We start from the raw sequence: 20,336 nt of genomic DNA, 5'->3' as shown, positions 1-20,336 counted from the left end.
ATTGGCAGCCAAGCTTTTTCTCTGTTAGTCTTTGGGTACTAACAGGACGGAGGATATAACCATGACATCAGCCCTAGCTAAGACGCTACGCATGAGCGCGTTGGCACTTTCGCTCACACTCGCCGCTAGCACAGCCCACGCCGAACAATTTATCAATATCCTCACCGGAGGCACCTCTGGCACTTATTACCCCCTAGGTGTCGCACTCTCCAAGATTTATGGCACTAAAATGGAGGGCGTGCGCACTCAAGTCCAAGCCACCAAAGCCTCGGTTGAAAACCTTAACCTACTGCAACAAGGCAAAGGTGAATTAGCTTTCGCACTCGCCGACTCGGTTAAAATGGGTTGGGAGGGTGATACCGAAGCCGGTTTTAAAGGCAAATTGGATAAACTACGTGCGGTCGCTGCCATTTACCCGAATTATATTCAAGTCGTTGCCACAAAGGACTCTGGTGTTAATGTCCTCACGGATTTAAAAGGTAAAAGCCTCTCGGTCGGTGCCGCTAAATCCGGTACTGAACTCAATGCTCGTGCTATTTTTGCCGCAGCCGGTATGAGCTACAATGACCTCGCTAAAACGGAGTATTTACCCTTTGGTGAATCCGTTGAATTAATGAAAAATCGCCAATTAGACTCCACGCTACAATCATCCGGTTTAGGGGTTGCCTCGCTAAAAGATTTAGCTGCTTCTTTGCCTATTACCGTAGTGTCCATCCCTAAAGAAATCGTTGAAAAAATAGGTGCTCCCTATATTTCTGCACCTATTCCAGCCGGAACCTATCAAGGCCAAGACGCCGATGTACTCACTGCTGCTGTCACCAATATTCTAGCCACTCATTCAGAGGTATCGGACGATACGGTTTATCAAATGACCAAATTAATGTTCGAGAATCTAGAAGAATTAAAAGCAGCCCATAAAGCCGCCTCCGATATTAAAATGGAAGAGGCTATTAAAAACTTACCGATTCCACTCCATCCCGGAGCCGAAAAATTTTATAAGGAAAAAGGTTTGCTCTAAATGCAGGCCACTCCAGCTCCTCACCCTGCAGCGGTTGATGCTAATTTGCATCAACCTTTAGAGAGTGGTTTTCCCCAAAATAATCAGGGGAAAATACTCTTTTGGATTGCTGTTGTTTTTGCACTATTTCAAATTGCAACGGCGGCACATCTTATTGACTTACCTAGTCAAACGGTGCGTGTTTTACATGTAGGCTTTTTACTTTTATTAGTTTTCCCCTTAGTTGCCCATGCTAAAAGCACCTCCCTTGTCATGCATAAAATAGCGTGGGGATTAGCCTTTATTGCTGTAGGCGTTGCGCTATATCATTGGGTAGAATATAACGCCCTACTCTTACGAGCCGGCGATCCTTTACCTCGTGATATGGTAGTCGGTATTATTTCACTGGCATTGATATTTCTGGCGACCTATTTAACGATGGGAGCTGCCCTTCCTATTATTGCCGGACTCTTTTTAGCTTATTGTCTTTGGGGGCAATATTTACCTTCGCCTTTAAATCATCGCGGTTATGATTTAGCCCAAATCATTGATCATATGGCCTATGGTACTGAGGGTATTTACGGTATCCCGATCTTTGTCTCCTCTTCCTATATTTTCCTCTTTATTCTATTTGGTGCTTTTCTAGAAAAAGCCGGCATGATTAAACTCTTTACCGATGTTTCTTTAGGCTTAGTCGGACATAAACAAGGGGGTGCGGCTAAAGTTTCGGTTATCTCCTCGGCATTAATGGGGACTATTTCCGGCTCTGGTGTGGCGAATGTGGTGACAACGGGGCAATTTACCATTCCCCTGATGAAGCGTTTTGGCTACAAAGCTGCTTTTGCGGGTGGTGTTGAAGCGACGGCCTCTATGGGGGGGCAACTCATGCCGCCCGTGATGGGTGCGGTTGCCTTTATTATGGCAGAAACCTTAGGGGTCGAATATCACGAGGTTGTCAAAGCAGCGCTGATTCCCGCTATTTTATATTTCTTTTCAGCCTTTTGGATGGTGCATTTAGAGGCGGGAAAAAATCACTTACATGGTTTACCTAAAGAAGAATTACCTTCTGCCCTTGCCGCCTTAAAAGCACAATGGTATTTAATCCTACCCTTAGCCGTTTTAGTGTATCTCTTATTTTCGGGCTATACCCCCTTATTCGCTGGAACCATTGGTTTAGCATTAACTGTTATATTAATATTAGGTGGCTCCATTGCTTTAGGGCTATCTAGCAATACTATTCGAGTTATTTTCTGGATAGGTCTTGGTTTAGTCACTGCTGCCTTTCTTAAATATGGCTTAAATATTCTCCTGATTGCATTAGTGGCATTAATTCTTTGGAATCTATTGACGGAAGGCGGACGTGAAACCTTAAAAATCTGCATTGACTCCTTAGCCGACGGAGCAAAAACAGCTCTACCAGTGGGTATTGCTTGCGCTATTGTGGGTATTGTTATTGGAACGATGACCCTAACCGGAGCCGCCAATACTTTTGGGCAGTTTATTGTATCGGTAGGGGATAAGAGTTTATTTTTATCATTATTACTCACCATGCTGACTTGTATTATATTAGGCATGGGTATTCCTACTATTCCGAATTATATTATTACCTCCTCTATTGCCGGATCTGCTTTATTAGCCTTAGGTGTGCCTTTAATTGTCAGCCATATGTTTGTGTTTTACTTTGGTATTTTGGCTGACTTAACACCCCCGGTTGCATTAGCCTGCTTTGCCGCATCACCTATTGCCAAAGAAAGTGGGCTAAAAATTTCCTTGCAAGCCATTAAAGTCGCCGCAGCGGGATTTGTATTACCCTTTATGGCCGTTTATAGCCCTGCTCTGATGCTGCAAAGCTCTGATCCTATTGCTATTATTTATATTATTATTAAAGCCATATTAGCCATTACCCTATGGGGTATAGCGATTACTGGCTATTTTCGCTCTCCATTAAATTTAATAGAGCGTTTAATTGCTATGGTAGCAGCCTTTAGCTTAGTCCTTGCCTTGCCTTTAACCGATGAGTTAGGTTTTCTATTCAGTACCTTATTAATAGCTTGGCTTTGGTATAAAGCACGCAAAAAATCGGTGAGCCTTGTAACTTGAGTATCTGCATTTTATTAGCGGCAGGCACTTTACAATTAGGTGGTCATGCTTTTAGCCTAAACTGGATACACTCTGTAGAAAAAGTGGAGTGGCAAGAGCAATGGCGCGTAGAGTCTCAAGGCCTCGTGCTCGATACGGCGCGAGTGAAAGGATCAGGGGCAGGTATGGAACCCGCTGATGATGCCGTACTAAAAGAGGGTTGGTGGGAGTGGCATCCACAGGTGCCACCCTTACCTGAAATAGTATTGGCTAATTCCAATGCTACTGTCAGTAACTGGCAACTTTGCACTGAAGATAAAACCTGTAGGGATTTAAAGGATACAAGTTTAGAGGTGATTCGGATTAAGCCTTGTGTACTCAACTAGTCAGTAACCGCCTACTCATCTGAGTAAGACAAAGGCACCACATGAGGCGAGCTAGAGGCCTGCACCTCTAGTCCGCCATCAAATGTCCAGCTATGAGCGCGACTATATCGACCTGCAGTAAATGTTGTCCCATCGGACTGCCAACTAACCGTAGCAAAATACTTAGCACTCATAAGTCTAGACTCTTATTAATTAAACATGACCAACCGGAAGCCGCTTAGCGCCTTTTTTCTCCGCTAATAAGCATAAAAAATCATGCGCTAACGTCGCCCCTGCAATCGCCGTAATCTCTGATACATCATAAGCGGGTGCCACTTCCATGACATCTAAGCCCACCAGATTTAGGCTGCCTAATTCGCGTACAATCCCCAAGGCTTGCGCGGTGGATAAGCCCCCAACTACAGGCGTTCCCGTACCCGGTGCAAAGGCCGGATCAATACAGTCAATATCAAAAGTCAGGTATACTTTTTTATCTCCTACACGCGCTTTAATCCGCTGCACCGTCTCCTCAATGCCGTGGCGATGAATCCAAGGTGCACTCAGAATCTCAAAGCCATGATCGGAGTCATTATAGGTGCGAATCCCCACTTGCACCGAGTGATCGACATCAATCAAGCCTTCACGTTTAGCGCGTAAAAACATACTGCCGTGATCAAAGCGCGTGCCGTCATCGTCCCATGTATCACAATGGGCATCAAAATGTAGCAAGGCTACCGCACCATGCTGCTCGGCGATTGCTCTCAAAATCGGATAAGTGACAAAATGGTCCCCCCCCAAGCTCAGGGGAATAACACCCGCTTTTAATACAGTCGCTATATGACTTTGAATCGACTCCACGACGGTTTCAGGATGATGCGGATCCATAAAACAATCCCCATAATCCACCACCGACAACACTTCAAAGGGGTCAAAGCCGAAGGGAAAAGATTTCAATTCCGCTAATTGCGTAGAGGCAGCCCGAATAGCACGCGGCCCAAAACGCGCTCCGGGACGATTCGTAACGGCACTATCATAGGGAATGCCACTGACCGCTACATCAACACCTGTTAAATCACGTCGATAGGGGCGACGTAAAAAACTCAAAATCCCCCCATAGGTCATTTCAGGCCAGCGCCCTAATAGCTCTGATTTAAAAGCGGCTTGATCGCCGTAGGATTCACTCATACTTTTTTCCTTTTTGAGCTACGACTAATATTCCAAATGGCGACTAAAACCCCTAGTGCCACAATGCTAATCATAATGGTTGCTAGTGCATTAATATCTGGGCTTACCCCTAAACGTACTTTAGAGAAAATAATCATCGGTAGGGTACTATTCCCCGGCCCTGCTACGAAACTGGCAATGACTAAATCATCAAAGGATAAAGTAAAAGCCAATAACCAACCGGATACTAATGCGGGTATAATTAAAGGTAAGGTTATTAAAAAGAATAATGAAAAAGGTTTAGCCCCTAAGTCTAAAGCAGCCTCTTGCAACGACTCATCCATATTACTTAGGCGTGACTGTACGACTACTGTTACATAGGCCATACAAAAGGTCGTATGGGCAATAATAATAGTCGTTAAACTACGCCCGGCAGGCCAGCCAATTAAACCCTCCATCGCCACAAATAATAATAAGAGCGATAACCCAATAATCACATCCGGCATAACCATAGGTGAGGTGACCATGCCGGATAAGAGTGTTTTACCTCTAAAATTACCCAGGCGGGTTAAGCTCAAGGCTGCTATTGTTCCTAATACGGTCGCTAAACTGGCACTCACCGAAGCGACTATTAAGCTATTGACTAAAGCATCTTTTAAAGCTTCATTTTCTAAGAGTGAGGTATACCATTTAGTCGAAAAGCCACCCCATACCGTCACTAATTTAGATTCATTAAAACTAAAAATAACTAATGAGATAATGGGTAAATACAGAAACGCAAACCCTAAGGATGCGGCAATCATTAAAAAGTTAGCGCGTGATTTCATGTATTACGCTCCTGTCTAACATCTTGTACCCGACGTAACACCATCATAGGAATCACTAGGAATACCAACATCACAATCGCTACGGCTGACGCCATAGGCCAATCGCGATTAGTAAAGAACTCATCCCATAATACCCGTCCAATCATTAAGGTATCGGAGCCGCCTAATAAAGTCGGAATCACAAACTCACCCACTACCGGAATAAACACCAATAAGCTTCCGGCAATAATACCGGGTATGGAGAGCGGTAATACGACATGTAAAAAGGTTTCATAGGGTTTAGCCCCCAAATCGGCAGAAGCTTCTAATAAGGACTCATCTAGCTTTTCCAATATCGTATATAAGGGCAAGATCATAAAGGGTAAATAGGTATACACCACCCCAATATAGACTGCAAAATTAGTCCCAATCATATTCAGTGGTTCATCAATAATCCCTAGCGATAGTAGAATATTATTAATCACCCCATTTTTATTTAAAAACCCCATCCAAGCATAAACCCGTAATAGGAACGAAGTCCAGAAAGGCAAAATGACTAGTGCTAATAATACATAGCGATATTTTTTGCTGCGAGCAATCAAATAGGCAATGGGATAGGCCACTAGTAAGGTAATAACCGTTGAAATAGCCGCGATTTTAATGGAGCTTAAATAGGCATCTAGGTATAAGTTATCTTCCCAGAGAAATTTATAATTACCTAAATACAGGCTCAGCGTCACCATGGCATCCTCGCTATTCCAGCCCCATAAACTACTGACAGGCGGAATAGAAAGAGCCTTTTCACTCAATGAGATTTTAAAAACAACCGCAAAAGGAATGAGAAAAAATAAGACCAACCAAGTCATCGGAATAGCAATAACAAAATGCCGTCCTTGACGCAGAAAATGTACGGTACTTTGCCACCACCGCTCCAAAGCGGAGGGGCGTACAGGGCGGGTTAGGGTATTCATGAGCTTAGCACCACGCAATCGCCGGATTCCCACGACAAATACACGGGTGTTTCCCAAGTAAAGCCATCCTCTTCACGACGAATACGATTAATGCGCTCCACCCGCACCATTTTCCCAGAGGCCAGTTCGATCTTATAAATCGAGCTGCTGCCCATATAGGCGACCTCTTTAATGACCCCTTTGGTCCAGTTATAGGGCTGTTGCGGCTGCTCGTGGCTGAGCATAATTTTTTCAGGACGTGCGGCTACCCACATTTCTTGCTCAGGCGCACAGCTCACCCCATGATCAATATGAATCAGCGTACCGGCCTCTTCTGACATAATTTCGGTATAATCTGGCTCATCTTCGGTCACTACTCCAGCAAAAATATTCACCGAGCCAATAAATTGCGCCACAAAGCGATTGACCGGATATTCATAAATTTCCGAGGGCGAGCCGATTTGAATAATCTCGCCTTGACTCATCACCCCAATCCGCGAGGCTAAGGTCATGGCTTCCTCTTGATCATGGGTTACTACCACGAAAGTCACGCCTAATTTATCTTGAATATTGACCAATTCAAATTGGGTTTCTTCTCGCAGTTTTTTATCTAAGGCACCGAGCGGCTCATCGAGTAAGAGTAATTTAGGGCGTTTAATTAAGGCGCGAGCTAAGGCTACCCGTTGCCGCTGTCCACCGGATAATTGATCGGGTTTACGTTTAGCAAATTGGCTAAGCTGCACTAATTTCAGCATGTCATCAACACGTTGTTTAATCTCATCGCGCTTGACCCCTTCGCGTTTTAAGCCAAAAGCAATATTGCTCTCGACACTTAAATGGGGAAATAAGGCATAAGATTGAAACATCATATTGACCGGACGTTCCCAAGGTGGAATACCCGCCATATCCACGCCATCAATCAGAATCTGTCCTTGGGTCGGATTTTCAAATCCGGCTAACATACGTAATAGCGTACTTTTACCACAGCCCGATCCGCCTAAGAGGCAGAATAATTCCGAGCGATAAATATCAAGGCTGACATTATCGACCGCAATAAAATCACCAAAACGTTTAGTGACATTCTTAATTTGAATAAAGGGCTTCTCGGTATCAGGTACACTAGTTGAAGGTTTATCAGTAGTTGGCACACCCGTTGGTGGCGTTGTAGCTAGAGCAGCTTGGGTCATCAAAAGAAACCCTCATAGGATAGGTAATAATAAGCTAGGGTAGGAAGTTAATCTCCTACCCCAAGCGTGTTTAGCTATTAACGATCAGTTTTCAATGCCGTCCAAGCGCGTGAGAGTTTGCGGTCGAAACTCGCGCTATGGGCTTTAGCAGGGAAGAATTTAGCTTGTACTTCAGCAGGTGGATAAATGCCCGGATTATTTTTAATGTCATCATTAATTAAATCGGTTGCCTTCGCATTAGCCATCGCATAAGAGACCAGATTCGCTACTGAAGCAGCGGTTTCGGGTTCTAGCACGAAATTAATAAATTGATAGGCATTCTCTTTATTTTTTGCATCGGCTGGAATGGCCATATTGTCAAACCAAATTTGGGTTCCTTCTTTAGGAATCACATATTCAATTTCGACACCCTTATTCGCTTCTTCGGCACGAGTTTGGGCTTGTAGCATGTCACCATTATAGCCCATAGCAATACAGACCTCGCCATTGGCTAAATCAGAAATTTGCTTAGAGGAGCTAAAGTATTTCACACTCTCACGTGCTCCTTTCAACACCTCAATGGCCTTCTCTAAATCGGCTCCTTCCTCACTATTGGGATCTTTAACACCGGCATAGTTCATCGCAACCGATACCACATCTGAGGGTGCATCCATTAATACTAAGCCACAATCTTTTAGCTTTGCGGTAATTTCGGGTTTAAATAAATAATCCCAGCTATCAATTTTAGTATCAGCACCTAAACGATCTGCGATCATTTTTTTATTATAAGCAATCCCCAGTGTGCCCCAGGTATAAGGTACACCATATTTATTATCAGGATCATGGGTCTTCATATTGTCCAGCATTTTAGGATCTAAATTACCGTAGTTGCTTAATTTAGCTTTATCTATTTCGCTGTAAACACCCGCTTTAATTTGACGCGCCAGGAAGTTACCAGAGGGGAATACCACATCATAACCACTGCCCCCTGCCATTAGCTTAGCTTCGAGCATTTCATTAGAGTCATACACGTCGTAATTGACTTTAATGCCAGTCTTTTCTTCAAATTTCTTTAAATAAGCAGGGTCAAAATAATCTGACCAGTTATAGACATTGACGACCTTGGCATCTTCTGCAGCGACTGAGGTAACCAAACCAAGAGCCAAAGAAGTGGCGAGTATAAGAGCTTTAAATTGCATTCGTACTAATCTCCCGTCTAAAAAATGTCAGTTTGTTGATATGTTTCAATCCATGCCCAAATCAATATATCTCCCTGAAAGGAGAGATTTCAACCTTGGAAAAATTGATAAAAAAGTTAAATGCAGCAAGCTTCGTTTTATGCTTAAACACCTAACCGATCCCGTAAAAGATACCACCACGACCCCATCACGGTTAACGGCACTCGCAATAAGCGCCCGCCCGGAAAGGGGTAGTAAGGTAAACGCGCAAAACTATCAAAACGAGTCGCATCACCCTTTAAAGTATCGGCAATCAGCTTCCCCGCTAAATGGGTACAGGTGACGCCATGCCCACTGTAACCATGAGCAAAATATACCGTATTCTTCAGCCGCCCAAAATGGGGAATACGAGTAAGCGTCAGCGCAAAATTACCACTCCACGCATATTCGATCTTAACATCTTTTAGAGTGGGGAAAACCTTTTCTAAGTGAGGGCGAATTTTTTGCACAATATCAGCGGGTTCCGCGCCGCCGTACACAGTACCCCCTCCATATAATAAACGATGATCAGCCGTCATACGGTAATAATCTAAAAAGAAATTGGCATCCTCAATACAAGTCCCCGCTGGCATCAGTGCTTGGCATTTTTCTGCACCTAATACTTCGGTGGTTAATACTTGGGTACTCACTGGCATAATTTTATTGGTGAGTTCAGGGACAGCATCCCCTAGATAGGCATTACCACAGACCACCACATAATTGGCCTCTACTTCACCCTGTGCCGTTTTAACCAATGGCTTAGCTTGATCATGCAATACTTGTACCACGCGTGAGTCTTCAAAAATCTGCCCACCTAAGGATTCGATCGCCGCCGCTTCCCCTAGACATAAATTTAGCGGGTGTAAATGTCCGCCACGCTTGTCTAATAAAGCGCCAATATAACACTCGGTTGCTACATGCTGCTGGAGTTGGGCTTTATCTAGCATCTCTAATTCAGTATGACCGTGTTGCTCCCAATTAGTTTTCACCTGTTCTAATTCATGGAGTTGGCGCGGATTCAGAGCTGCCACCACATTATGGGGTTTGAGATCACATTGAATATTATACTGCTTAACCAAGGAGCGAATAATATCGCCCCCCTCTAAGGACATAGCACCAAGCGCATCGGAGGCCTCTTTGCCATAGCGTGCTTCAATGACACTCAGGTCACGGCTATAACCATTGACGATCTGCCCGCCATTGCGCCCCGAAGCGCCCCAGCCAACCCGATTACCCTCCAACACTACGACTTTAAAGCCATATTGTGCTAAATGCAGCGCAGTGGATAAGCCCGTGAAACCCGCCCCAATCACACAAACGTCTGTCGTGATACGCCCTTGTAAAGCAGGACGTGCAGGAGCAGGATGAGCCGAAGCCGCATAGTAGGACGTGGTATGATCAACGGGATGTGATGTTTGGCCTTGACTCGACATAGCCCCCCCTTATAGAGCAATTAGAATAAAATTGATTGTGATCACAATAGTTAGGGAGGTCAAGGTATTGTCAGATACCTGATTGTACAGACTAGGATCTTCACACCCGTAGTTTACATTGCAACTTATTTCCCTGTTGAGAGAACTAGAACCTTATAGAACTGTTCCTTAGATATATAGTAACCATATGGTTCAGTTTACATTATATTAATAAACCATATACTTGATAAAAAACATATTATCTTAGATAAAAATCTATCTAGAGTAAAGCAACGGAAAATAAATTAACTCTATCTTAGTGACAATCAATACTTAAACTACAATAACAATAAAAGGTAAGGTATCGTGATTAACAGCGACACACTAATAATATTCATACTAATATTATCGGGTTTAGGTATATTATTCATAATATACAAATTAACAATAAAAAAATGCCCTGCCTGTAAATCAGAAAAACTTTCTACTCAATTTAGCCAAGAACTAGATCGGTGGAGGCAATCTGTACGAGTTACTGAGCAACTAAGTAATGGGAAACAGAGAGATCGACATGTTCAAAAAACATTCATTAAAATAAAGCGTAATTTTTTATGTAATGACTGCCATCATGAGTGGACTGAAATAGGTGTTGAAGAAAAGTAAATTTCTAGAATCAAGTCTTATTACATTATTACTCATTAGTAATATTAAATATATTTAAAATACTATTTATAGATTTTATCTAAAAATCAAATCTAAATGAAACTTAACAACCATCAGCTAAAGCTGAATGGTTAAGCGTGGATCGCAGAGGACTGAACGTCCACCCAATATCGCACCTCACGCTTTTAATAGATTTTCATCCTATTACCTTAATTGCATCAAAACTAAGGCCGCTAAAGCTAACCGTCTAAAGATGGTGGTTTTAACCTTAAAAACGGACTAATAAAACCATGATTTTTCCTCTCATTTTAGCATTAATAATTACTATTATAATTTCACTATTCTATCATTCTAAAATTAAAAAATTTAAAAAAGATATTTCTGGAAATAAATCAGATTTTTGGTTATCAATTGATGAAAAAAATAATTTTAAAAATACTCATAAAGAATACTCTAACACTAAAGATATAATAGATAATGCTCATAATCGTGCTGTCGCAGCGGGGGTTATGAAAAATAAGGATGGCAACTACTCAGCCAAAAGTAAGATTGGCAAAGAAGTTATAGCAATACTAGATAGATATGAAGAGCCTTTTACTGATTTGAAAAACAAACTTGATAAAGTCAAAACAATGCCACTACAGCGATGGACTGAATTTAACAAAACAATTAAGATATATAATTTTTTTACATACTTGGCTGCTACATTTTCATTATTTATAGCTATTTTAATCACACTATTTTTTGCCAATAAGATAGTATTCATTGGCATATTAAAAAATGAGTTAGTATTATCGATAATATTATTGATTATAGTATTATTATTTATATACGAACAAGCTAAAGATCGAGCTACAGCATTCACCCCAAAACCACCCATTGTTAGTCACAACAACATAGATGATTACTAGATGCCAGCTAGATATTAAAAAATTAATAGTTATCAGCTAAAACTGAAAGAACTGAGTATAGTTGTAGTAATGAATATAGTTCTCTCTATACTCTTTTATAATTTTGGTTCAAGTTTCATTAGGTTAGTATACTATACATCCAATTGACAAAACTAATCAGATCATGATCACATCTGCTACTATAAAATAAACGCTAACCTTCGGAGTACTGTCTATGACCACATCAGCGACCTCTTTATCCTGGCATGAACGTGCTCAGCACTTATCTATTCAAGGCCAAGCGTTCATTAATGGTCACTATGTCTCCGCGCAATCGGGTAATACCTTTGCTAACTACAGCCCGATTGATGGTCGTTTGCTCAACTCGGTTGCTGCGTGTGATGCGCTGGATGTGGATTTAGCGGTTAAAGCGGCCCGTACTGCCTTTGAGGATGGGCGCTGGGCTAAACTGCCACCGCTAAAACGCAAACGGATTTTATTTAAATTTGCTGATCTGATTGAGCAACACACCGAAGAATTAGCCCTATTAGAAACCCTTGATATGGGCAAACCGATTCGGGATAGCCTCTCTATTGATATTCCGGCCTCAGTGCGCTGTTTGCGCTGGTATGCCGAAGCGATTGATAAGGTTTATGACGAAATCGCCCCCACCCCGCACAATGTCATCGCCACGATTACGCGTGAACCTTTAGGCGTTTGCGGTCTGGTAGTCCCTTGGAATTTTCCCCTTTTGATGGCGATGTGGAAAATTGCTCCCGCGCTTGCTACGGGTAACTCCATTGTATTAAAACCTGCCGAGCAATCGTCCTTAACGGCTATTCGCTTAGCAGGATTAGCCACACAAGCCGGTATCCCTGATGGTGTGTTTAATGTGGTGCCAGGGATGGGTGAACAGGCGGGTAAAGCGCTCGGTTTACATATGGATGTAGATGGCGTGTTCTTCACTGGCTCCACGGCGGTAGGCAAATTATTTATGCAATATGCCGGACAATCTAACCTTAAAAAGCTCGGCTTAGAATGTGGCGGCAAAACCGGACATATTATTTTAGCCGACTGTGGTGATTTAGATGCGGCGGCGACGGCGGCGGGATTTGGGATTTTCTTTAATCAAGGCGAAATGTGTACCGCCGGTTCACGCTTGATTGTCGATGCTGCCGTTAAAGATGAAGTTTTGGAGCGTTTAAAAGTTTTTTCTACTCTCATGCCACCGGGTGATCCACTTGATCCTAATACTCGTTTAGGGGCTATGGTCAATCCAGAACATACTCAACAAGTGATGAAATACATTGGTTTAGGCAAACAAGAGGCCGCGTTATTTATGGGTGGCGAGCAACGCCAAGCCGTAGCCGGAGGCTGTTATATTGAGCCAACCATTTTTCACCAAGTATCCTCTTCAGCCCGTATTGCGCAAGAAGAAATCTTTGGCCCCGTCCTCTCAGTCATTACCGTGAATGGCGTTGATGAAGCCATTCAAGTCGCCAATAGCACTATCTATGGGTTAGGGGCGGGGGTGTGGAGTGACAACATCAATACCCTGTATAAAGCAACCAAAGGCTTACGCGCTGGTGTGGTTTATGCCAATTGTTATGATGCAGATGATATAACCGTACCCTTTGGCGGCTATAAACAGTCTGGCATTGGACGGGATAAGTCTTTGCATGCGCTAGAGAAATATACCGAGCTGAAAACAACGTGGTTACAGCTCAAGTTATAATACTGCCCTGCTTATAAGTAGGTATACCAAAGTAATCAAGTATTTCCTCCGCAGTCGCTGTGAATACCTCCCTGTACGCTACAAGGCGGCATCCCTGCCGCCAAGACTGCTCCAGAAACACCTGATTACTTTGGCTCGGATACTTACTCAAACTTGGTTTAAAAGCATTAGCTCGCCAGGGTAAGGGTTGAGGTAATATTGTCTATCAATATAGGGCACTGGATGGCGTCTAAAATGATGTTTTAATAAAGTAATGGGTACAATTAAGGGTACATAACCTTGTTGATAGCGCTGAATCATCTCGACTAATTCAGTCTTATCCTCGGCATCTAAATGCTCACGCAAATAGCCCATAATATGAGATAGCGTATTAGCCTGTTGCCCACGGGTGGCTATTTGCTGGAGTACTTGCATAAGCCGTTCGATATACTGCTCACATAATTCATGCAAATTAGTATGGTTACCCGCTTGTGCGACTAAGCGTCCTAACTGACGCAGCTCATCCTGATTATGCGCCATAATTAAATATTTATGATCACTATGAAACTGCACTAGATCATTTGCTTTCAGACCCTGTGCGACTAATTGCTGCCAACGATGGTATACATAAATCCGCTGAATAAAATTCTCACGTAGATGCGGATCGCCTAAACGCCCTTCTTCCTCCAAGGGCAAATGCGGATATTGTTGTTTTAAAGCCGCTGCAAATAACCCTATACCTGTTTTTTCCGGTGGACGCTGATAGAGATAGTCCGCATCATAAACTTTGACCCGCTCCATACCACAGCTAGGTGAATCTTTTTTGAGAATATAGCCCGATAATTGCGGCAATTGCGGTTTAATTTGCTCAATCACTTGGCTTATGGCATCCGTATAATCCTTGACCTCCCCTTTGGTGGTTTGCACCCGAATACCTTGCTCATAACGTACCAAATGAATAGGCGGACGCGGCACCCCTAGCCCCGCGCTGAGTTCTGGGCAAAAGGATACAAATTCAAAATACTCGCCCAAAGTCGCTTGAATATAAGCATTTCGCTTATGAGCGCCGTCATAACGCACCAGCTCGCCTAATAAACAACTACTAATCCCGATTTTTATTGGTGTTTGCATATGTTTCACTCTTTACCCACTCAGTACGCTTGTAGAGTATTTACACCATGAATACAAGCACAAAAAGCAAAACGCCCGCTAAAACTCCTTAGAGGGCGTTAAACAGATAAGTAGCAAGCGTAAAACTTATTTTACATGTACTGCTTGCAGCATCACTTGATTTTGATGATGAGCTGGTTTTTGAATGTAAACTACTTTTTTAGCGGCTGGTTTTACTATTACCACTTTTTTAACGATTACTTTTTTCTTAACCACTGGTTTTGGTTTTACTATTACCACTTTTTTCTTAACCACTGGTTTTGGTTTTACCACTACCACTTTTTTAACTTTCTTATGAGGTGCTGCTTTTTTTACAACAATCACTTTCACCGGCTTTACTGGTTTATGTTGACGATGTTGATCTACTACCACAACCTTAGTTTGGGTAGGGACTGCTTGTAGCATCACTTGATTTTGATAACCACCGGCTTGAGCGGTACCCATAATGCCTAAAGTAGATGCTAATAAGGCAGCGATTACAGTTAACTTTTTCATGTTCATTTCCTCTATTAATCAGTTATTTGGTTTAGAGAGTGTTATGTTTAGTAGCGCTCTCTGTTGTGTGTCTTGATGAGGTCTATTATAGAGAAATGATTTTTTTTGTTTGTGCATTAAGTCCGAAATACTTAGTAACTTATGTCACAGACTTAAAGTCTCATTTGCAAGCAGTCAGTACCTCCAACGCCCTCTAAACTCATGAAAATTAAATAGCCCAAAAAGTAAAACGCCCTCTAAGCATACTTAAAAGGCGTTATTCACATCATAGACCTGATTATCTTTGTAGATCAAACGTTTAAACTAATGACTCTACAAACGATAGGGACATGAATTAATAGTGATGATGTCTAATAGGCGCTGCATTAGTAGTAGCGGTTCTATAGACCACACGATCCACTACAGCAGGACGATGTACGGGTCTTTGTTGTACATAAACTACTTTCTTAACGACAGGAGCAGGACGTACATAAACTACTTTTTTAACAACGGGAGCAGGACGTACATAAACCACTTTCTTAACAACAGGTCTTGGTTTTACCACCACAATTTTCACGGTATTAGCCGCTTTACGTTGGTGATGAGCCGCACGTGCCATTTGTTGACGATGATTATTGTGCATACGTTGAACATTACGGGCATGACGTGCATCGACTACTACGACTTTAGCGTGAGCAGGTACAGCTTGCAGAGTTACTTGATTGTAATTACCGGCTTGGGCAGTACCCATCATGCCTAAAGTAGATGCTAATAAGGCAGCGATGGCGGTTAATTTTTTCATGTCTCAGTCCTCTAATTAATGGGGGGATTCGGTTAGTAAGGGGTTGATATTTACCCACCCCTTTATTTGTCTCAACGAAGTCCATTATAGAGAAATGATTTTTTTTGTTTGTGCATTAAGTCTAAAACATTTGGTAACTTATGTCACAGACGCGGTCGCTAATTTAGCAGAAAAGGCCATAAACATAGCACCAACACTGCCAGTAGATACGGCGGATAAGCGTTTACGCCGTTTAAAGGCCTCTGCTAAATAGACCCCTGCATAAATTAAGGTGGCTAAATAAATAAGGCTCATTATCTGCAAAGTAACTGCCAAGATTAAAAATGAAACCATCTTACTATCATAGCTAGGGTCAACAAATTGCACGAAAAAAGATAAAAAGAATAGAATGGCTTTAGGGTTTAGTAAGCTAATCAATAAAGAGCGTTTAAAGGGTGAGCTATTAGTAGCCTCTTCTAAAGGCTGCTCGATTGCTTCGGCTAAATTACGTTTATTCCAATTCTGTATGGCTGAGCGCACTAGTTTAAAACCAATATAAGCTAAATAAAGCGCCCCTACCGATTGAATGGCTTTAAAAATGAGGGGATAAGCCGTTAATACCGAAACCGCACCTAACGCGGTTAAGACCATTAAAATAGCATCGCCGACAAAAATACCTAAAGCCCCTTGCCAGCCCGCTTTAATGCCACGCTGAGCCGCTGTAGCCAATACATAAAGTGAGTTAGGCCCAGGGAGAAGAATAATCGCAATGCAGCCAATGAAATAGGTTGCGTAATTGAGTACACCGAATTGTTCCATGACTATTTTGATACCTAGAGAAGAAACGACATGATGCTTATCAATCCTGAGGTGAATAAATTTGTCAAGTCCCAAGGCAGAGGCATTGCACACTCTGCCTTGAAAGATAGGCTTTGACGATTACTTCACGACACTAGTGTCTGTTATGACAATTTGTGTACCTTGGGTGGCAAGAAACGCTGCCATTTGACGTTGCATCTCGGTGGTGGTTGCGGAGCTAGCGGTAGGACTTAATAAGGAGCTATGTCCGCCTGCAGTAAAGCGCACCGCCGCATCAGACCCACTCTTTGAAGTACTCGCACTACTGAGTCCCATCATCCGAATCAAAGGCTCGGTTCCTGATAAAGGATAGCCGGTAACACTATTAGGGACGACTTGATCGGATGCTGAGGTAGTAGAGCCTACCACTTCATGCAATAACACTGGATGTTGTGACACCGCCGTGGCTGCTAAATTAATAGGGTCAGCCGAGTCGAGCATAAACTGGGTGGCAAACATAAAGCTATCATAGGCAGCGGTTCCCGCTATCACTCCACTGCTGGCTAAACCGGCTCGAATAGCAGGGCCAAAGGTTGCTGAGCCATCTAATAAGCGGGCAATTCCACCACCAGGTACTGACAAGAGCGCGGGCGTAGAGGTTGTTTCTGTTGCTAAATAACCTACCCCTACCATAGAGCCTAATGAAATCCCCGTAAAGCTGACTTTAGTGGTGTCTAACACCACGCCCGTATCACTTTGTAAGCTGCTTAAACTATTGCGTAAGACCAAGATATCGGAGATAGCTTGGCGGATATTATCGCGTGATACTAAAGGCACAGCTAGATTAATAAAGTGCTTGCCTGACTCATCAATCACACCATCCGCACCTGTCGCACCCGTAGTATTATTCACCACATCCAAATCAAAAGTGCGCTCAATACTAGTACGTAAGGCTGCAAATTTCTCATCATCTACATTAATACCATGTAGTGGTAAATCAATCGCAATGGCAGCAAAACCCTGTGAAGCTAAGGTATCAGCAATCGCTAGCACCGTGGCACGATTCGAGGTAATACCGTGTTGATAAATCACCACCGGCCAGCCGGAAGCGGGCATAGTTTTACCCGAAGCGGCAGTAGGTATGGTGAGCATCACCGGAATGGTTTGAGTGCTGGTTGCTACAGGTGCGGTATTATAACGAGTTAAATAGCTGCTACTCGCTCCATGCCAATAGGCTGTCAATGGGGCTGAGCGACTTAAGTAATAGGGTACTTGTAAGGTTCCCATATGTAACTGAGCTTGCCCATAGGTACTTGTCACAGGCGTTACTCTAGTTTGTAGCGCTCTAGCCGTTGCTTGCGTTTTCACTGCTGATAAAACGGGGGTCACGGATTGAGTGGTAAACGACCAGCTTAAAATAATGGAATCTTTGCTCACTCCAGCACTGGCAGCAGCAGTTTCATGCGCATTGATCTGTAAACGTAATGCCTCTTTGGTGCTATCTGTAAAAACGGCGGAGCCTTTTAATACCGCATAGCTGCTACTGGTGGATACTGCTTTACCTACAGAATCTTTGAGTGCATTGGTTACCACCACCAAATAACTAGTACTTTCCTTGAGGGGTTTTAAAGGGACTAAGGCTAAAGTGGTGCCTGTGCTATCTAGAGTGGCTAATAACTCACTACTCGTCAATTCACGAGTCACGCTTGCGACTAGCCCGCTCGACTTAGTCACCTCAAACACACGCACTGACTGTCCTAATACTACCGAGCTGGCTAAAGGAGCCTCATTCAGCGTCGTCGTAAACGGCATAGTGAGACTAAACCCATCTAGAGTATTGAGCATAGTCTTTAGCGCGGCACTACTATCCGTGCTACTAATCGGTAAATTGAGAGTACCATCAGTACTACCACTAAAGAGCAAATCATTGGTAGTCGGAATCACACTATTAGCCGGATCATAAAGCATTCGAGCAGTAGCACTATACTCCACGGTCGTACCATTACCGACTTGATCACCATTATCCGCACCACCGCAGCCGGTAAGACCTATTAATACTAGATAGCTAACTAATGCCAGCCGATGAAAAGCATGCCTATTCATCTCTATACTCCTTAGTGGATATTCTCTATGCCGTTTTAACTATTGTCGCCTAACACCAAAGCCTAATATCTGATTAGGCTTTGCCAATGCACTTATTTATTACTAGAAAGACCAATTGAACTGCGCGCTAATAATATCCACGCTAGAGTCATAACTACCGATTAAGGTATGAGCACGCGTTGCATCTATATTATTTTTATTATTAATCGGGGTATCTTTAACAAAAATATGGGTATAACCCATATCAACACTAAAGTTTTTACGTGGTTTATAATTGGCACCAAAACTTAACCAAGTCCGATTACCATCCGGTGTACGCGGGCTGCGATGCTCAGCATCAGGTACGGGGGTTTCGTCATAGGCAATACCCGCTTTTAATTTCCAGCGATCGTTATATTGATAATTCGTGCCGATAGAATAACGGTTCACATCTTTCCAATTTTGGGGCAAATTAGTAACATCAGAACCACTCGTACGGGTAACTTGTAAGGTTTTAAAGCTACTCCAACGGGTACGGGTAACATCCCCCAATAACTCTAAACGCTGATTAATTTTATGCGCGACGGATAAAGAGAAATGGGCGGGTAAATCAGCCAAAGCTGTGACATCACCCCCTGCTAATAAAGGACTCGCACTTAAAGCGGGTGGAACATTAAATTCCGCTGTGCCCTCTAAATTCTGTTTCATGCGTGAACGGTAACTTGCACCAATACGGGTTTTTTCCGAGGGTTTAAACAACACCCCCACATTATACCCCGCACGGACATTATCTCCCTCCACTTTGACTTTTCCATCAGGTAGGGTGGCACAGACACTCGGCGTAATTCTGGCTGCTAGACAGAGGGAACGTGAATCTACCGCACTTTGTAGCTCCACCTTCATTTGCTGCACACTCACCCCCGCCCCGACACTAAAGCGGTCATTCACTTTATAGGCGAGAGAGGGATTAAAATTAATCGTTTGAATATCGGATTCTAGGGCATGATAACGTCCGACCCAATTCTCATCATATTTCGTTCCCAGACCAAATGGCGCATTCAGACCTACCCCAAAACGCCACTTCTGACCTTTACCTTTAACGAGATAAGCATTAGGAACAACACCGACCTTGCCTCCATCATCATTATCACCTGTAATTTTTGTGCCTAATCCCGGAGGATTGAGTGAGCCATTATTAGTAAATTGAGCTTTAGGCGCGACGACATGACCGGCAATAGAGGCATGCGTACCTGCCGGTAATTCTGTCATGGCGGCGGGGTTATACCAGACAACTGAAGCATCCTCAGCGGCAGCAGCCCCACCCGCATAAGCATTACCAGCGCCTGATCCAGATTGATTGGCAAGGGCAAAACCGGCTGCATGAACGGTGAAACTGAGCGTACTAAGGACGAAGGCAGTACCAAAATGCCATATATGTTTCATTGTTATCTCCTCCTGTTGTAATAAGCCAACACTAACAAAAATTACAATGCTTTGCATTAGCATTTCAACGGCAGCCGATTGACGTAACGTAAACTATAAACTACGCGAAACTAATAAAAACTAGCATCTTGCCCAAACTATGCTTTAGGATAACCCGACCGTTAT

General features: G+C 43.1%; 18 protein-coding genes. 5 read left to right on the top strand and 13 right to left on the bottom strand.

Going from position 1 to position 20,336, the window contains the following annotated elements:
* The first annotated feature begins 61 nt into the window (after positions 1 to 61).
* The 3 genes from A3IK_RS0103150 to A3IK_RS0103140 are packed head-to-tail and all read left to right on the top strand — an operon-like array spanning position 62 to position 3,462.
* Positions 62 to 1,018 carry a TAXI family TRAP transporter solute-binding subunit gene (locus tag A3IK_RS0103150; protein ID WP_020558517.1) on the top strand — a complete coding sequence of 319 codons (957 nt, stop codon included), beginning with the start codon at positions 62 to 64 and terminating at the stop codon, positions 1,016 to 1,018.
* Positions 1,019 to 3,097 carry a TRAP transporter permease gene (locus A3IK_RS0103145; RefSeq protein WP_020558516.1) on the top strand — a complete coding sequence of 693 codons (2,079 nt, stop codon included), beginning with the start codon at positions 1,019 to 1,021 and terminating at the stop codon, positions 3,095 to 3,097.
* Positions 3,094 to 3,462: a DUF1850 domain-containing protein gene (locus A3IK_RS0103140; RefSeq protein ID WP_020558515.1), complete on the top strand. Its 369-nt coding sequence runs from the start codon at positions 3,094 to 3,096 to the stop codon at positions 3,460 to 3,462. The genes A3IK_RS0103145 and A3IK_RS0103140 overlap by 4 nt, the downstream gene beginning before the upstream one ends.
* 11 nt (positions 3,463 to 3,473) lie before the next feature.
* On the opposite strand, the gene A3IK_RS20635 is transcribed toward A3IK_RS0103140, so the two are convergent.
* The 7 genes from A3IK_RS20635 to A3IK_RS0103105 form a co-directional block, all read right to left on the bottom strand.
* Positions 3,474 to 3,635: a hypothetical protein gene (locus tag A3IK_RS20635; RefSeq protein ID WP_020558514.1), complete on the bottom strand. Its 162-nt coding sequence runs from the start codon at positions 3,633 to 3,635 to the stop codon at positions 3,474 to 3,476.
* A 19-nt stretch (positions 3,636 to 3,654) separates the two neighbouring features.
* A complete protein-coding gene (speB, locus tag A3IK_RS0103130) occupies positions 3,655 to 4,626 on the bottom strand; it encodes an agmatinase (RefSeq protein ID WP_020558513.1) in 972 nt (323 codons plus the stop codon).
* On the bottom strand, positions 4,623 to 5,432 hold the full coding sequence (locus tag A3IK_RS0103125) for an ABC transporter permease subunit (RefSeq protein WP_020558512.1): 810 nt from the start codon (positions 5,430 to 5,432) through the stop codon (positions 4,623 to 4,625). The genes speB and A3IK_RS0103125 overlap by 4 nt, the downstream gene beginning before the upstream one ends.
* Entirely contained in the window at positions 5,429 to 6,382 is a 954-nt protein-coding gene (locus A3IK_RS18330; RefSeq protein ID WP_020558511.1) for an ABC transporter permease subunit, read from the bottom strand. Before A3IK_RS18330 ends, A3IK_RS0103125 begins: the two co-directional genes overlap by 4 nt.
* Positions 6,379 to 7,548 (bottom strand): ABC transporter ATP-binding protein, encoded by a 1,170-nt coding sequence (locus A3IK_RS0103115; protein ID WP_020558510.1) that lies wholly within the window; start codon positions 7,546 to 7,548, stop codon positions 6,379 to 6,381. The genes A3IK_RS18330 and A3IK_RS0103115 overlap by 4 nt, the downstream gene beginning before the upstream one ends.
* Before the next feature lie 77 nt (positions 7,549 to 7,625).
* Positions 7,626 to 8,726 (bottom strand): polyamine ABC transporter substrate-binding protein, encoded by a 1,101-nt coding sequence (locus A3IK_RS0103110; RefSeq protein WP_020558509.1) that lies wholly within the window; start codon positions 8,724 to 8,726, stop codon positions 7,626 to 7,628.
* A 143-nt stretch (positions 8,727 to 8,869) separates the two neighbouring features.
* Positions 8,870 to 10,177 carry an NAD(P)/FAD-dependent oxidoreductase gene (locus A3IK_RS0103105; protein ID WP_020558508.1) on the bottom strand — a complete coding sequence of 436 codons (1,308 nt, stop codon included), beginning with the start codon at positions 10,175 to 10,177 and terminating at the stop codon, positions 8,870 to 8,872.
* Between the two features lie 932 nt (positions 10,178 to 11,109).
* On the opposite strand from A3IK_RS0103105, the gene A3IK_RS0103100 reads away from it, so the two are divergent.
* Together A3IK_RS0103100 and A3IK_RS0103095 are read left to right on the top strand one after the other, a co-directional pair.
* Positions 11,110 to 11,730 carry a hypothetical protein gene (locus A3IK_RS0103100; RefSeq protein WP_020558507.1) on the top strand — a complete coding sequence of 207 codons (621 nt, stop codon included), beginning with the start codon at positions 11,110 to 11,112 and terminating at the stop codon, positions 11,728 to 11,730.
* A gap of 214 nt (positions 11,731 to 11,944) precedes the next feature.
* Complete coding sequence (locus tag A3IK_RS0103095; protein WP_020558506.1) at positions 11,945 to 13,444, top strand: aldehyde dehydrogenase; 1,500 nt, start codon at positions 11,945 to 11,947, stop codon at positions 13,442 to 13,444.
* 147 nt (positions 13,445 to 13,591) lie between these two features.
* On the opposite strand, the gene A3IK_RS0103090 is transcribed toward A3IK_RS0103095, so the two are convergent.
* From A3IK_RS0103090 to A3IK_RS0103065, 6 genes are all read right to left on the bottom strand, one after another.
* Positions 13,592 to 14,554 (bottom strand): YbgA family protein, encoded by a 963-nt coding sequence (locus tag A3IK_RS0103090; protein WP_020558505.1) that lies wholly within the window; start codon positions 14,552 to 14,554, stop codon positions 13,592 to 13,594.
* A gap of 126 nt (positions 14,555 to 14,680) precedes the next feature.
* On the bottom strand, positions 14,681 to 15,088 hold the full coding sequence (locus A3IK_RS0103085; protein ID WP_020558504.1) for a hypothetical protein: 408 nt from the start codon (positions 15,086 to 15,088) through the stop codon (positions 14,681 to 14,683).
* A 334-nt stretch (positions 15,089 to 15,422) separates the two neighbouring features.
* Positions 15,423 to 15,869: a hypothetical protein gene (locus tag A3IK_RS0103080; protein WP_020558503.1), complete on the bottom strand. Its 447-nt coding sequence runs from the start codon at positions 15,867 to 15,869 to the stop codon at positions 15,423 to 15,425.
* Positions 15,870 to 16,007: 138 nt separating this feature from the next.
* Positions 16,008 to 16,667, bottom strand: coding sequence for a leucine efflux protein LeuE (gene leuE / locus A3IK_RS0103075; protein ID WP_020558502.1), 660 nt, complete (start codon positions 16,665 to 16,667; stop codon positions 16,008 to 16,010).
* Positions 16,668 to 16,787: 120 nt separating this feature from the next.
* Positions 16,788 to 18,749: an alpha/beta hydrolase gene (locus A3IK_RS0103070; protein ID WP_020558501.1), complete on the bottom strand. Its 1,962-nt coding sequence runs from the start codon at positions 18,747 to 18,749 to the stop codon at positions 16,788 to 16,790.
* 102 nt (positions 18,750 to 18,851) lie between these two features.
* Positions 18,852 to 20,171 (bottom strand): OmpP1/FadL family transporter, encoded by a 1,320-nt coding sequence (locus A3IK_RS0103065; RefSeq protein WP_020558500.1) that lies wholly within the window; start codon positions 20,169 to 20,171, stop codon positions 18,852 to 18,854.
* Positions 20,172 to 20,336: the final 165 nt, after the last annotated feature.

The sequence above is a fragment of the Thiofilum flexile DSM 14609 genome, from assembly GCF_000380185.1.
GTDB classification, from domain to species: domain Bacteria; phylum Pseudomonadota; class Gammaproteobacteria; order Thiotrichales; family Thiotrichaceae; genus Thiofilum; species Thiofilum flexile.
This window is presented reverse-complemented; position numbering and strand designations above follow the sequence as displayed.

What these genes read in the sequence shown, in the direction of transcription:
- A3IK_RS0103150 (WP_020558517.1), top strand. Translation starts at nt 62, where the DNA reads ATGACATCAGCCCTAGCTAAGACGCTACGCATGAGCGCGTTGGCACTT.
- A3IK_RS0103145 (WP_020558516.1), top strand. Translation starts at nt 1,019, where the DNA reads ATGCAGGCCACTCCAGCTCCTCACCCTGCAGCGGTTGATGCTAATTTG.
- A3IK_RS20635 (WP_020558514.1), bottom strand. Translation starts at nt 3,635, where the DNA reads ATGAGTGCTAAGTATTTTGCTACGGTTAGTTGGCAGTCCGATGGGACA.
- speB (WP_020558513.1), bottom strand. Translation starts at nt 4,626, where the DNA reads ATGAGTGAATCCTACGGCGATCAAGCCGCTTTTAAATCAGAGCTATTA.
- A3IK_RS0103125 (WP_020558512.1), bottom strand. Translation starts at nt 5,432, where the DNA reads ATGAAATCACGCGCTAACTTTTTAATGATTGCCGCATCCTTAGGGTTT.
- A3IK_RS18330 (WP_020558511.1), bottom strand. Translation starts at nt 6,382, where the DNA reads ATGAATACCCTAACCCGCCCTGTACGCCCCTCCGCTTTGGAGCGGTGG.
- A3IK_RS0103115 (WP_020558510.1), bottom strand. Translation starts at nt 7,548, where the DNA reads ATGACCCAAGCTGCTCTAGCTACAACGCCACCAACGGGTGTGCCAACT.
- A3IK_RS0103110 (WP_020558509.1), bottom strand. Translation starts at nt 8,726, where the DNA reads ATGCAATTTAAAGCTCTTATACTCGCCACTTCTTTGGCTCTTGGTTTG.
- A3IK_RS0103105 (WP_020558508.1), bottom strand. Translation starts at nt 10,177, where the DNA reads ATGTCGAGTCAAGGCCAAACATCACATCCCGTTGATCATACCACGTCC.
- A3IK_RS0103100 (WP_020558507.1), top strand. Translation starts at nt 11,110, where the DNA reads ATGATTTTTCCTCTCATTTTAGCATTAATAATTACTATTATAATTTCA.
- A3IK_RS0103095 (WP_020558506.1), top strand. Translation starts at nt 11,945, where the DNA reads ATGACCACATCAGCGACCTCTTTATCCTGGCATGAACGTGCTCAGCAC.
- A3IK_RS0103090 (WP_020558505.1), bottom strand. Translation starts at nt 14,554, where the DNA reads ATGCAAACACCAATAAAAATCGGGATTAGTAGTTGTTTATTAGGCGAG.
- A3IK_RS0103085 (WP_020558504.1), bottom strand. Translation starts at nt 15,088, where the DNA reads ATGAAAAAGTTAACTGTAATCGCTGCCTTATTAGCATCTACTTTAGGC.
- A3IK_RS0103080 (WP_020558503.1), bottom strand. Translation starts at nt 15,869, where the DNA reads ATGAAAAAATTAACCGCCATCGCTGCCTTATTAGCATCTACTTTAGGC.
- leuE (WP_020558502.1), bottom strand. Translation starts at nt 16,667, where the DNA reads ATGGAACAATTCGGTGTACTCAATTACGCAACCTATTTCATTGGCTGC.
- A3IK_RS0103070 (WP_020558501.1), bottom strand. Translation starts at nt 18,749, where the DNA reads ATGAATAGGCATGCTTTTCATCGGCTGGCATTAGTTAGCTATCTAGTA.
- A3IK_RS0103065 (WP_020558500.1), bottom strand. Translation starts at nt 20,171, where the DNA reads ATGAAACATATATGGCATTTTGGTACTGCCTTCGTCCTTAGTACGCTC.